General features: G+C 33.1%; 9 protein-coding genes. 8 read left to right on the top strand and 1 reads right to left on the bottom strand.

What is annotated here, in order from left to right; all coding sequences use genetic code 11:
- Window positions 1-105 precede the first annotated feature (105 nt).
- The 4 genes from EJA19_RS06605 (at window position 106) to ctlX (ending at window position 6,845) form a co-directional block, all read left to right on the top strand.
- Window positions 106-4,140, top strand: a complete 4,035-nt coding sequence (locus EJA19_RS06605) for an FG-GAP-like repeat-containing protein (protein WP_125467556.1) — start codon at window positions 106-108, stop codon at window positions 4,138-4,140.
- Window positions 4,141-4,224: 84 nt separating this feature from the next.
- A complete protein-coding gene (locus EJA19_RS06600; protein WP_125467555.1) occupies window positions 4,225-5,169 on the top strand; it encodes a M28 family peptidase in 945 nt (314 codons plus the stop codon).
- Window positions 5,170-5,176: 7 nt separating this feature from the next.
- Complete coding sequence (locus EJA19_RS06595) at window positions 5,177-5,857, top strand: SDR family NAD(P)-dependent oxidoreductase (RefSeq protein WP_125467678.1); 681 nt, start codon at window positions 5,177-5,179, stop codon at window positions 5,855-5,857.
- Window positions 5,858-5,909: 52 nt separating this feature from the next.
- Window positions 5,910-6,845: a citrulline utilization hydrolase CtlX gene (gene ctlX, locus EJA19_RS06590; protein ID WP_125467554.1), complete on the top strand. Its 936-nt coding sequence runs from the start codon at window positions 5,910-5,912 to the stop codon at window positions 6,843-6,845.
- Here ctlX and EJA19_RS06585 read toward each other — a convergent pair.
- The gene (locus EJA19_RS06585; protein WP_125467553.1) at window positions 6,842-8,944 is read right to left on the bottom strand and encodes a tetratricopeptide repeat-containing sensor histidine kinase; all 2,103 of its coding nucleotides are present in this window, start codon (window positions 8,942-8,944) and stop codon (window positions 6,842-6,844) included. The two genes, ctlX and EJA19_RS06585, sit on opposite strands and share 4 nt — an antisense overlap.
- Window positions 8,945-9,346: 402 nt before the next feature.
- Between EJA19_RS06585 and argS the strand changes: the two genes are divergently transcribed.
- The 4 genes from argS to EJA19_RS06565 are packed head-to-tail and all read left to right on the top strand — an operon-like array spanning window position 9,347 to window position 14,291.
- Complete coding sequence (argS, locus tag EJA19_RS06580) at window positions 9,347-11,128, top strand: arginine--tRNA ligase (protein ID WP_125467552.1); 1,782 nt, start codon at window positions 9,347-9,349, stop codon at window positions 11,126-11,128.
- Between the two features lie 15 nt (window positions 11,129-11,143).
- On the top strand, window positions 11,144-11,743 hold the full coding sequence (locus EJA19_RS06575) for a SprT-like domain-containing protein (protein ID WP_125467551.1): 600 nt from the start codon (window positions 11,144-11,146) through the stop codon (window positions 11,741-11,743).
- Window position 11,744: 1 nt separating this feature from the next.
- Window positions 11,745-12,824: a mannose-1-phosphate guanylyltransferase gene (locus EJA19_RS06570; RefSeq protein WP_125467550.1), complete on the top strand. Its 1,080-nt coding sequence runs from the start codon at window positions 11,745-11,747 to the stop codon at window positions 12,822-12,824.
- Between the two features lie 6 nt (window positions 12,825-12,830).
- Window positions 12,831-14,291, top strand: coding sequence for a DUF389 domain-containing protein (locus EJA19_RS06565; RefSeq protein ID WP_125467549.1), 1,461 nt, complete (start codon window positions 12,831-12,833; stop codon window positions 14,289-14,291).
- Window positions 14,292-14,295 lie beyond the last annotated feature (4 nt).

The raw sequence follows: 14,295 nt of genomic DNA, 5'->3' as shown, positions 1-14,295 counted from the left end.
TTTTTGTTAATGATAATTCTCCTTTAATTATTGGTTTATTTTCTCTTTTTATCTTAAAAAATGTTAATTTGTTGGCTTTTACTAACTGTATTTAACGATTTTACAATGAAAAAAGGACGATTAACCCAACTTTTCTTTTTCTTTTTTATTACAAATACATTTTTCCATGTTTTAGAAGCTCAAGTTTTTCAAAGAGTTGAAGACATAGCTGGATTCGAATCCTTACTTCAAAATCACGGCGTAGCAGTGGCAGATTTTAATGGCGATCATGTTTATGATATTTTTGTGGTTGCCAAAGCATTAGATCAAGAAGGGGTGGAGAAAACCCATAGTAAGCTATATATTAATAATGATAATGGTAGTTTTACAGATGTAACATTATTCTCTGGGCTAAATAATTTACTAACCGAAGATTATGCTGATGAGGATGTTTTTTATGTCTTTGATGGTCCAAAAATAGGAGCATTTTGGGGAGATTACGATAATGATGGTCTTCCAGATTTGTTAATGACTAATACTTATAATGTCTTATTATTTCATAATGAGGGAAATGGTACTTTTTCGGATGTAACAGATTTAGCAGGTTTTAATTTACCAACAACATGCCAGTTTACTGGCGCTACTTGGTTTGATTATAACAATGATGGTCTCTTAGATATTTATATCTGTGAATGGGGAAATTGTAGTTCAAATCAAATGTTTAGGAATAATGGAGATGGGACTTTTACTAATGTTACTGAAGAGGTTAATATGCTTGAGCCTATCTCAAGATTTAGTTTTACAGCGTTGCCATATGATTTTAATGATGATAATTTAATGGATTTATACGTTACTAATGATTTTAGAGTACCAAATTATTTATATATCAATAATGGAGATGGTACATTTTCAGAACAAGCACAAGATTATGGAGTAAATAGTACTATTGAGGACATGGGGTTAACCATAGGGGATTATAATTTAGATGAGACCCTAGATATTTATATTACTGGTAAGGGTGAGTCGGCGCTTTTTAAAAATGGAGGGAATGGGTTTTTCTCAAACAATGCACAATTAGAAAATTTTTACAATTCTGGTTGGGCTTGGGGAACCACATTTGCAGATTTTGATTTGGATGGCGATGAAGATTTATTTGTAACCAATGGTTATTATAATTCAGGACCCGAATATAATTTTTATTATCGAAATGAGTTTAATAACAATAACGGGTTTCCTAATGTTACTAACTCCTCAGGACTTTATGATTTGTCTGAAGGAATAAACCCTGTGGATTTTGATTATGATAATGATGGCGATTTAGATCTATTCGTAACCAATGCAGACATAAATCCGTTTTTTTACGAAAATACCATACTTAATTTCGAAAACTCGATTACTTCAAGTAATAATTGGTTTCAAATATCATTAGAAGGGACTATTTCTAATAGAAGTGCTATAGGGACAGAAGTTACCTTAACAACAGAATCTAGAACACTTAAAAGATACTTTAGTGGCGTAGGCATGTTAAGTCAAAGTATAAAACCATTACATTTTGGATTAAATAATGATGAAAATATTCTTGAAATAACCATAAAATGGCCGTCAGGGCTATTAGAAGTGTATGATCAAAATATTCAAATAGATAGTTTTTATAAGGCTGTAGAAGGTGAAGGTTTAACAAATTTAAATATAGACCCTAGTATTAAGGTTTATGGCTGTACAGATCCTATGTCGTGTAATTATAACCCTAATGCAACGTTAAGTGATGGAAGTTGTACTTATTTGACATCAGGAACAATATCAGGTTCAACAAATGTGAATTTTTTAAGTGAAGAAATTTATGGATACACAATAGACCCTGAATCAACTGCTCATTGGGAAGTACAGGGAGGAGAAATTTTAGAAGGTCAAGGAACTTCTCAAATTTTAGTTAAATGGGGCTTAAATCCGTTAGGAGAAATTAGTGTTACTGAAATGGGAGCTAATTGTTCAGGACAAACAGAAACATTAAGTGTAAACTTAGGTCTTTCCGAATCATTTGAAGACGTATCTGTAGCACGACTTTGGAATGAAGCTTTATTAGGAGCAATTAGAAAAGATTTTGCTAGACCAACTGTACATGCTAGAAACCTCTTTCATTCTAGTGTGGCTATGTATGATATTTGGGCAATATATGATAATGAAGCTACACCCTACTTTATAGGAAATGAAGTTCATGGATTTAGTAGTTCGTTAGATGAATTTTCTTCATCAGAAGATACAAATGAATCCAGGCGAAAAGCTATTAGTTACGCTATGTATAGGCTATTAACGCATAGGTTTCAGAACTCACCAAACCAAGAACAAACTCAAGCTTTGTTTGATTATTTAATGGAAGAGTTAGGATATGATGCAACGATTACATCAACTGATTATCAATCGGGTGATCCTGTAGCTTTAGGGAATTACGTGGCCGAAATGCTCATTAATTATGGATTGATAGATGGTGCGAGAGAGAGTACTGGGTATGATAATGAGTATTATGAATCAATTAACCCACCATTGGCACCAGAGGTTCAAAATAGTACAATTCAGTACCCTAACCGCTGGCAGTCTTTAAACTTACAAACCTATATTGATCAAAGTGGTAACTTAATAGAAGGTGACAATATACCTTTTTTAAGCCCAGAATGGGGTAATGTTTATGCCTTTGCTTTATCAGAAGAAGATAAAACAACTTACACGAGAGATGGAAACACCTATTTTGTGTTTAAAGATCCATCAGATCCTCCGTATTTAGGAGCAACTGAAGAGGAAGTATCAAATAATGCTTACAAATGGGCATTTTCTTTGGTGTCAGTATGGAGTTCTCATTTAGACCCCAATGATGGAGTGCTTTGGGATGTATCGCCTAATTCTATTGGGGGATTAAATATAGAGGATTTACCTAATACCTATTTACAACATCCTAGCTTTTATGATTTATTAGAAGGAGGCGACCCTGGCGAAGGCCACGCTGTTAACCCTAGTACAGGTCTTTCATACGAAGAGCAATTAGTTCCTAGAGGAGATTACACAAGGGTTCTTGCTGAGTTTTGGGCCGATGGACCAGATTCTGAAACACCTCCAGGGCATTGGTTTACACTCCTAAATTATGTGTCAGATCACCCAGACTTGGAGAAAAGACTAAATGGCCAAGGCGACATTTTACCCGATTTAGAATGGGATGTTAAAACCTATTTTATTTTAGGAGGGGCAATGCACGATGCTGCAGTTGCTGCTTGGAGTGTTAAGGGGTGGTACGACTATATAAGACCTATTTCCGCTATTCGTTATATGGCTAATTTAGGGCAAAGTAGTGACAACACATTAAGTAATTATCATGCCGATGGTATCCCTTTAATTCCTAATTACATAGAGGTTGTAGAGGAAGGCGATCCTTTAGCAGGAGCTACAAATCAACATGTAGGTAAAATTAAATTGTATACATGGAAAGGGCATGATTATGTGTATGACACAGAAACAGATGTAGCTGGTGTTGATTGGATTTTAGCTGAAAATTGGTGGCCTTATCAAAGACCTTCATTTGTAACGCCTCCTTTTGCGGGATATGTTTCTGGGCATTCTACCTTTTCTAGAGCAGCAGCAGAAGTAATGACTTTAGTAACTGGCGATGAATATTTCCCTGGAGGTATGGGAGAGTTTGTGGCTAGAAAAAATGAATTCTTAGTTTTTGAAGAAGGTCCTTCTACTGATGTGATTTTACAATGGGCAACCTATAGAGATGCGTCAGATCAATGTAGTTTATCGCGTATTTGGGGAGGAATTCATCCGCCATCAGATGATATTCCAGGACGTTTTATGGGAGAGGAAATTGGTATTGAAGCTTATAATTTTGCCATTCCTTATTTTTACGGCTCTCTAGGTCTTGATGAGTATGTGTTAAATTCAAATTTATATCCTAATCCAGTAGTTTCTGGAAATGTAATACATATTACTCATGCTAATCTAAAAGATACTTATGTGCTTTATGATTTAAGTGGGAGACAAATAAATATTGAGAAAATGAACGACGGATATCAAAATGATACTGTTAGAATAAGAATTCCTCAATCTACTTCAGAAGGCATTTATATACTGAGTTGGAATGGCTATTCTGAAAAAATTATTGTCAAAAATTGATAATATTCGTGTTTAAAATAGCTGTTAAAAATCCTGTATCCATGCAGGATTTTTTTATATTCGAAAAAATCATAAAAATTTCTCATGAAGCATCTATTTTTAGTATTAATGTCCTTAGCGCTTTTAAGTTGTAACAAAACAAATGGTCAAGTTGAAAAACCTTCTGTAACAAGTAATGAACTCAAAAAAATGGTATCTTATTTATCATCAGATGAAATTAAAGGGCGTAATACAGGAACCGAAGGAATAGACAAAGCTGCAGCGTTTATAGAAAATAAGTTTAAAGCGTTTAATGTAAAGCCTTACTACAAAACGTATCGCGACTCGTTCACCGTAAAAGGAAAGCAAGCATTTAATGTGATAGGCTTTATAGAAGGCACAGATAAAAAGCTAAAAGACGAAATTATTATTCTAGGAGCACATTATGATCATATTGGGTTTGGAAAAAAAGTAGGAAACGATTCTATTGCCAATGGCGCAAACGATAATGCAACAGGAACAAGTGCTGTGATAGCTATGGCAAAGTATTTTTCTAAAGTAAAAAGTAACAGACGCAGTATTATGTTTGCATTATTTTCGGCAGAAGAATTAGGGTTAGAAGGCTCTAAGCATTTAGCAGAGCGTTTAAAAGAAAGCGATGCTAATATTTATACTGTGGTAAATTTTGAAATGATAGGTGTTCCCTTGATAGATACAAAGCATCAAGCTTTTTTAACAGGATACGAGTTATCTAATATGGGAGAAAAGATGAATAGTTATGCTAAAAAAGATTTAATTGGAGCATCTGATGTATCTAAAAAATATAACTTGTTTATGAGATCGGATAACTATGCGTTTTATAAAGCCTTTAAAGTGCCAAGTCATACGTTATCATCTTGCGATTTAACTAATTTTGATCATTACCATCAAGTTGGTGATGAGGTGGAATTGTTAGACTTCTCTTTTATGGCAGGCTTAGTAAATGCTACAATTCCTACAATAGAAGCAATGAGCAACACACCAACACAAGAAATAAAAATGTATGAATAACCACAATATGAAACATATTATTGTAACTGGAACAAGTAGAGGGATTGGTTTAGAATTAGTAAAACTATTGGCTAATCAAGGTCATAATGTATTAGCGCTTTCAAGGAATGAAGTGCCTGTTACCAACTTGAGTTTAGATAATGTAACAACATTTTCTTTCGATTTAAATCAGGAAGATGATTATAAAAAAGTTGCTGACTTTATTGAGACAAACTGGAAGCAAGTAGATGTTTTAATAAACAATGCAGGTGCTATTTTAAATAAACCATTTTTAGAAACTACAATAACCGATTTCGAGCAAGTTTACAAAACAAACGTTTTTGGAGTTTCAGAAATGATACGAACAGTATTGCCTTTTATGTCTAAAACAAGCCACGTAGTGACTATTAGCTCTATGGGAGGCGTTCAAGGAAGCATGAAATTTCCAGGATTAGCAGCATATAGTTCTAGTAAAGGTGCCGTAATAACGCTAACCGAATTACTTGCCGAAGAATATAAAGAACAAGGCCCATCGTTTAACGTTTTAGCGTTAGGTGCTGTGCAAACCGAAATGCTAGAAGAAGCTTTTCCAGGTTATAAAGCCCCAACAACAGCTAAAGAAATGGCCAGCTATATTGCCGATTTTTCTTTAACTGGGAATACATATTACAATGGAAAAATGCTTCAAGTATCTAATTCTACACCATAAGCTTGTTCTTAAGCTGAAAATAAATAATTTTGCGGCATAAAATAAACGACCCATGCAACAAACTACAAACACCATATTAATGATTCGTCCTATAAACTTTAGGATGAACGAGCAAACAGCTGTTAATAATTATTATCAAAAGGTTTTAGATACGTTATTGCCAGAAACAGTTAATGCAAAAGCGCAACAAGAATTTGATAGTTATGTTGAAAAACTACAAAACGTTGGTGTGAATGTTGTAGTAGTAAATGACACGACAGAATTTGATACGCCAGATTCTATTTTTCCAAATAATTGGATTTCATTTCATGAAAACGGAACTGTAGCCTTATATCCTATGTTTGCCGAAAACCGAAGGTTAGAGCGTCGTGAAGATGTTTTAATACAACTAGAAGATAAAGGTTTTATTATAAAAGATATTGTTGATTATACTAGTGCGGAAGAAGAAGATGTTTTTCTTGAAGGTACTGGGAGTTTATTGTTAGATCGTGTAAACAGAAAAGCGTATTGTGCATTGTCTCCAAGAGCAGATGAAAGTTTATTTATTGAGTTTTGTGAAGACTTTGAATTTACACCAGTAGTCTTTCATGCTAATCAAACCGTAAAAGGCGAACGCAAAGCCATTTACCATACCAATGTTATGATGTGTTTAGCCGAAACCTTTGCTGTAATTTGTTTAGATAGCATAGATGATAAAAAAGAACGCAAGAATGTTATTGAACATTTAACATCCGACGGTAAAGAAATTATAGCTATTACCGAAGATCAGGTTAATAGTTTTGCAGGTAACATGCTTCAAGTAAAAGGCGAAAATAACAAGCGTTTTTTAGTGATGAGTCAGGCAGCGTATCAGGTTTTAAATCAAGAGCAAATATCAAAAATAGAAACCCACTGCGAGATACTTTCAAGTTCATTAGATACAATTGAGGCTTGTGGTGGCGGAAGTGCAAGATGTATGATGGCAGAAGTGTTTTTGCCTAAAGCTTAATTGGCAGAAACCATAGAGGCTAAATTTTCTGTATTACCGTTGCCATTTTCGGGTTTACTTTTAGGAAGTTCAATATAAAACGTACTTCCTATATTTAAATCACTTTCAACCCATATTTTACCATGATTAAGTTCAACCAGATCCTTACAAATAGTAAGACCTAACCCAGTACCTTTTTCATTTTGAGTGCCAATAGTTGTAAAAGACGTGTTTTTAAATAATTTGTCTTGATTTTCTTTAGAAATACCAACGCCAGTATCAGAAATACTAATAATTGATTTGCCATCGCTAATATGATTAGAAATGGTTATAATATCACCAGCTTTGCTAAATTTTATAGCATTTGTAAGGAGGTTTTGAATAATAATCTCAACCATACTTCTATCGGCGTAAACAAAATCTTTTAAAGTTTTATCTTGAAGTCGGATGCTTTTCTTTTCTAATTTGTGTTCTAATAAGTGCACTTTTTCTTCAAAAACTTCTTGAATATCAAAAAGACTAGGGTTAGGTTCAAGCGCTTGCATTTGTGATTTAGACCAATTTAAAAGGTTAAATAAAAGCAAGGAGGCATTGTTGGCATTTTCGCTTAATTCTGGAATTAACGACTGAAATTCTTCATGAGTTACAGAGCCATCTTTTAATAAATCTATAAAGCCTTTAATAGAGGTTAACGAATCTTTTAAATCGTGCGATACAATAGAAAATAGCTTGTCTTTTACTTTATTTATTTCTTCAAGGTGATTAGCTTGTTCAAGAATAGCTTCATTTTGCAGCTCGATTTTCTTGTTTTTGTTTTCTAATGCTCTAGTATACTTTATTCGGCTATTACGTTTTAAATAAATTAACACTAAAAAGGTAGAAACAATAACTAATGCGGCTAGTAAAGCATAAAGAATTAATTTAAATCGGTTGCTTTCTTCTTTATGAGCATCTAAAGTATTGCTACTCGTGGTTTCTGGAACTATTGTAGTGTTATCGGTTTCAAATAAATCCGAAACAACAGTGTCTTCTTGTTGTGTAATGGCTTGTTGTGTCGGGGTTTGTTTGTTTAGTTTATTTTTTAATTGATAGAATTCACGTTGCCAAACAAAGGCTCTGTCAAAATTTTTGTTGGTAGAATCTAAAGCTTTTAAAAGCTTAAAGTTTCTAAGCTGCTCCTCTTTATTATCTACAGTTATAGCAATGTCTTTAGCTTCTATTAATTGCCCTTCGGCGTAGCGTAAATAATTACGCTTAAGGTTTAGTTTTCCTAAATTATTTAAGGTGATTAATAAGCCATTTTTATTATTAAGGTTGCGATTTAGTTTTAATCCTTTTAATAAATATTCAGATGACTTGTCATAATCATTAAACTGTAGGTACTCGCCACCAAGTTTAGGGTAAATTTCACCTTTTAGAGAATCGGTTAGCGCATTAGAGTTTAATCCTTTTTCGTAATATTCAATAGATTTTCTATACTCTCTTTCTTTTGAGTATAATTCGGCGAGTCTTAACAGCGTATTAATTTCTCCAGAGAGTCCTTTTTGTTGTTCTATGTTTAATGCTTTTGAATAAAACTCAATGGCTTTATCATAGTTGTTAACACTATAATAAGCCTTGGCTAAATTGTTGTAGGCTAAGTGTAAATCGTTAATAAGATGTCTTTTTTCAAACTCTTTTATAGCAGAAAGGGAGTATTGCAACCCTTTATTGTAATGGCCTCTTTCTATTTCTATTAAACCAATGTTATTATTAATTTGCGCAATACATAAGGTGTCTTTTAAGGAAACATAAATGCTTTTAGATTTATTATAATAATCCATAGCATTTAAATAATCTCTCTTTTTGGTGTAAATAAGTGCTTTGTAGTAATTTATTTTAGCAACACCTAGATTGTAGCCTAATTTATTAGACAGTTTTTCACTTTCCGAAATAAATTTTAGAGCTTTATTATAGTCTTTTAGTTCGTATAATACCTTAATAAGTTCGATAGAGGTGTTAACTTTTAAGGTATCTGGATTTTGAAAAGCTAATTGTACAGTAAGACTATCCTGTTTCTGGGTTTGAGAATAACCAAAAAAAAGATAACACAAAGCAAATACGGTTATTAGCTTCTTCATACAATAGTTACACACCAAAGGCACATAATTCCTGTCTTCTTGTAGAGGGATGGAGAAGCGGATTAATTCTTTATTTACCTAGGTAAAATGTGTTAGTTAGTTTTAGAAAGTCCATTATCTATTTTAGGGACTTAATAATTAATAGCTTTTACAGTAACAAAAATTGTAAAATCACCTCTTAAAAACTAATTTTTGCGTTTTATTGCGAAAAAATTAGACGAAAGGTTATCTTGATTTTTTTGACAAAAAGGCTATTCGATGAACGGTAAAAAACACAGAAAAAGAGCCAATTTTATCGATAAAAGGTTTTGGGTAAAATTATCACTTTAAATAAGATTCCTGTATGTTTCCAAAAAACGTGATAAAACGTATCTTTGCATACTTAAAAAAGTACGTTTTCTTATGAACCTTCAGCAAGAGTTATCTCATCAAGTAAAAGAAGCAGTTAAAAAAATCTATCAAAAGGAGTTAGATTCAGTAGAGTTTCAAGCAACTCGTAAAGAGTTTGTTGGAGATATTACTGTGGTTGTTTTTCCAATGTTACGAGTGGTTAAAGGAAACCCTGTTCAAATAGGTGAAGCTATAGGAGATTACTTAGTTGAGCATGTTGAAGACGTAAAAGCCTGTAATGTTGTAAAAGGATTTTTAAATATTGAGATTAACGATAGCTTTTATATTAATTTTTTCAACCAAATAAAAGAGCTATCTAAATACGGATTTGAAACGTCTAAAGAAGGTGACAAGGCTGTTATGGTAGAATACTCTTCGCCAAATACAAACAAACCTTTGCATTTAGGTCATATAAGAAACAATCTTTTAGGATATAGTGTTGCCGAAATTTTAAAAGCTTCAGGAAAAAAAGTATACAAAACGCAAATTATTAACGATCGTGGTATTCATATTTGTAAAAGTATGTTGGCATGGAAACGTTTTGGAAATGGTGAAACACCAGAATCTACAGGACTTAAAGGTGATAAACTAGTTGGGAATTACTACGTGAAATTCGATCAAGAGTATAAAAAAGACATAGCGAAATTAATGTCTGAAGGTGTTTCTGAGGATGATGCCAAAAAACAAGCTCCAATTTTTATTGAAGCCCAAAACATGCTTAGAAAATGGGAGGCTGGCGATGAAGAAACCGTAGCACTTTGGGAAAAAATGAATGGTTGGGTTTACGATGGCTTTGATATTACCTATAAAAACTTAGGTGTCGATTTTGATTGTTTATACTATGAGAGCAATACCTACCTTTTAGGAAAAGAATTTATAGATCAAGGTTTAAAAACAGGTGTGTTTTATAAAAAAGACGATGGGTCTGTTTGGTGCGATTTAACCAACGAAGGTCTCGATGAAAAATTAGTACTTCGTGCCGATGGAACAGCCGTTTATATAACACAAGATATAGGAACAGCCATACAACGTATAAAAGATTACCCAGACGTTGGTGGTATGGTTTATACCGTTGGTAACGAGCAAGACTATCACTTTAAAGTATTGTTCTTAATCTTGAAAAAACTAGGTTTCGATTGGGCAAAAAACTTATATCATTTAAGCTACGGTATGGTAGATTTACCTACGGGGAAAATGAAAAGTAGAGAAGGAACTGTTGTCGATGCCGACGATTTAATTGTTGAAATGGCCAATACGGCAGAAACCATTTCGCAAGAACTAGGTAAATTAGATGGCTATAACAACGACGAAAAGCAAGATCTTTATAATACCATAGGATTAGGAGCATTAAAATATTTTATTTTAAAAGTCGATCCTAAAAAACGCATTCTATTCGATCCTAAGGAATCTATCGATTTTCAAGGAAATACGGGGCCTTTTATTCAATATACCTATGCTAGAATTCAGTCCATTTTAAGAAAGGCAGAAGATATTGATACATCAGCTTCAATAGAAAATATGGTGTTGCATGAGAAGGAAAAAGAGCTTTTAAAACAAGTTCAGTTATTCCCTGAAACCATTCAACTGGCCGCCGATAATTTTAGTCCAGCCATAATTGCCAATTATGTTTACGATTTGGTAAAAGAATTTAATTCATTCTATCAAAATGTATCTATTTTAGGAGCCAATTCCGATGTCGAAAAAGTGTTTAGAGTACAATTGTCTAAAACAGTAAGTCAGGTTATTAAAAATGGCTTTTTATTACTAGGTATTCAAGTGCCAGAACGTATGTAACCTCTTTATTTTTTTATGGATGATACCTTAAAAAATCACTTGCCAGAAAATGCCATTCACCATGTATGTCAACTTTTAACCGAAGAACATCTTACGATAAAAGTTACAGGCGAACGCAAAACAAAACATGGCGATTATAGGCGTTTACCAAATGGGAAGCATCAAATTACCATAAATGGAAATCTTAATCCTTATCGGTTTTTAATAACCTTAATTCATGAAATTGCCCATTTTGAAGCCTTCAAGAATTACGGAAAATCTATTAAACCACATGGCATTGAATGGAAGAGAACATTTAAACAATTAATGTTACCTTTTTTAAATCCAAGTATTTTCCCTGCTGAGCTATTACCATTACTAGCAAAGCATTTTAAAAATCCCAAAGCGTCAAGCGATACCGATGTTACGCTTTCGTTAGCTTTAAAACAGTTTGACGAGCCTAATGATAAAACCTATATCTTTGAAATACCCTTTGGAAGCACGTTTAAACTTTATAATGGTCGCGTTTTTAAAAAAGGGAACAAGCGTGTAAAGCGTTATGAATGTGTTGAGGTTACAACAGGAAGATTATATCTTTTTAACCCCAATGCAGAAGTTGAACTAATAAATTCTTAAGATGAATAAAAATTATTATGCCATATTAATGGCAGGTGGAGTAGGATCACGATTTTGGCCAGTAAGTACACAAGATTATCCTAAGCAATTTCATGATATGCTTGGAACAGGCGAAACTTTAATTCAGAAAACATTTCATAGATTAAGTCAACTTATTCCACAAGAAAATATTTTCATCTTAACCAATGAAAAGTATAATAATTTGGTTTTAGAACAGTTGCCAGAAGTAAAGCAACGACAAGTCGTTTTGGAACCAGCCATGCGAAACACCGCACCTTGCATTTTGTATGCATCATTAAAAATACAAAAAGAAAACCCCAATGCTGTAACGATTGTCGCACCAAGTGACCATTGGATTGAAGACGAAAAAGCTTTTATAAATAATGTAGAAGAATCCTTTGAATTTTGTGCAAAAAATGATGCGTTAATGACCTTAGGAATTCAGCCTACATTTCCGAATACAGGATATGGTTATATAGAGTTTGATAAAGAAACAACCCAAAGCATAAAACCTGTTAGTCAGTTTCGTGAAAAACCAGATTATCAAACAGCAAAAAGTTTTATATCGCAAGGCAACTTTTTATGGAATGCTGGTATTTTTATGTGGAGTGTTGAAAGTGTTGTTTCAGCATTTAAAAGTAATCAACCAGAACTTTTCGAGCTTTTTCAAAAAGGTTATGCATATTATAATACCGAAAAAGAGTACGATTTTATCTTAGAGAATTATGCCAAAGCCGAAAATATTTCGGTTGATTATGCGGTTATGGAAAAATCTGAAAATGTATTTGTATTACCCGCTACTTTCGATTGGAACGATTTAGGCACTTGGGGAAGTTTATACGATAAACTTGAAAAAGATACCAATAATAATGCTGTGGTTAATGCCAAAACATTGGTAAACGAGGCTTCTGGAAATATGATTAGAAGCAACAAAGATAAAATTGTAGTAGTTGATGGACTAAATGACTATATTATAGTTGATAAAGACGAAGTTTTGCTTATCTTTCCTAAAACAAAGGAGCAAAATATTAAACAAGTTCTTCAAAATGTAAAAGATACTTTTGGAGAGCAATATGGGTAAAAGCCTATGGAAGAAAATAAATTCAACTTCAACGAAGACGAAAAAATAAAAGAGCAAAAAGTAGAAGAGTCTAAAGAAGCTGTAAGAAAAGATGCTAAAGGGCTCGTGCAAAGCGTTAAAAAGTTTTTAGACGAATTACTAGATTTTAGAGACGATACCGATAGGGACGCCACCATAGAAGCCATAAAAAATGATATTTCATTTAAAGGCGCAACAGCATGGATTCTTATTTGCTCTATTTTTGTAGCCTCTATAGGATTAAACGCTAACTCTACAGCAGTTGTTATTGGAGCCATGTTAATTTCACCATTAATGGGACCAATTTTAGGGGTAGGAATGTCTATAGCAATAAACGATATAGATACTCTAAAACGATCTTTAATAAACTTAGCCATCATGATTGTGCTAAGTTTAATTACGGCCTTTTTATTCTTTTATTTATTCCCATTAAGTGAAGATAACTCTGAACTTTTAGGAAGAACACGACCAGATATTCGCGATGTTTTAATAGCATTTTTTGGTGGTTTAGCATTAATTATAGCCAGAACCAAAAAAGGAACGATAGCTTCGGTGATTTTTGGTGTAGCTATTGCTACCGCTTTAATGCCTCCGTTGTGTACTGCCGGTTATGGTTTGGCACAAGCTAATTTTGAATATTTCCTTGGGGCGTTATACTTGTTTACTATAAATACTATTTTTATTGCCTTGGCAACTTTTTTAGTATTAAAAATTTTAAGGTTCCCAATGCTTAAATATGCTAATTCTAAAAAAAGAAAGCGTATTGCTAGAATTGCAACTACTTTAGCCATTGTTGTTATGATTCCGGCCACTTGGACTTTTATTCATGTACTTCGTGAAACAAACTTTAATAATGCTGCCAGTTCCTTTATAGATAAAGAAGTAACAGCTTTACCACATGGCGACTACTTAAAAAAGAATGCGACTTATAATTATATGGATGGCAATGAGCCTGTGATAGAAATAAATACGTTTGGTTTAGATGAAATTCCTGAAGAAACCATTGCTCTTTTAGAAGGAAGATTAAAAGATTACAGTGTTTTAAATACCACCTCTTTAATAATTAACCAAAATGATAATGATGGCATAGATAGTTTTAAGTATATGCAAGAATTAAAATCTCGAGACTCTATTGCATTATTAACACAAAATCAGAAAATAACAATTCTAGAGAACAGAATTAAGCAATTGTCTAAGTTTGAGAAAAATCAAATCCCTATGGATAAAATAGGGCAGGAGATTAAAATAAATTATGAGAATTTAGAGCGTTTGTCTTTTTCGAATGTGATTACGTCCGATTTTTCTAAAATTGATACCATTTCGGTATTTACTGCAAAATGGAAAAAAGATGTCAATAATAATACAATTGAAAAAGAACGTAAGAAGCTAGAAGATTGGCTTAATTATAAGCTTGATTTAGATAGTTTAATTGTAACAGTTCAGCCTTAGGTTT

The organism is Mangrovimonas spongiae (genome assembly GCF_003944795.1).
Classification (GTDB): domain Bacteria; phylum Bacteroidota; class Bacteroidia; order Flavobacteriales; family Flavobacteriaceae; genus Mangrovimonas; species Mangrovimonas spongiae.
The sequence above is the reverse complement of the archived record's forward strand: the minus strand, read 5'-3'. Positions and strand labels throughout refer to the sequence as shown.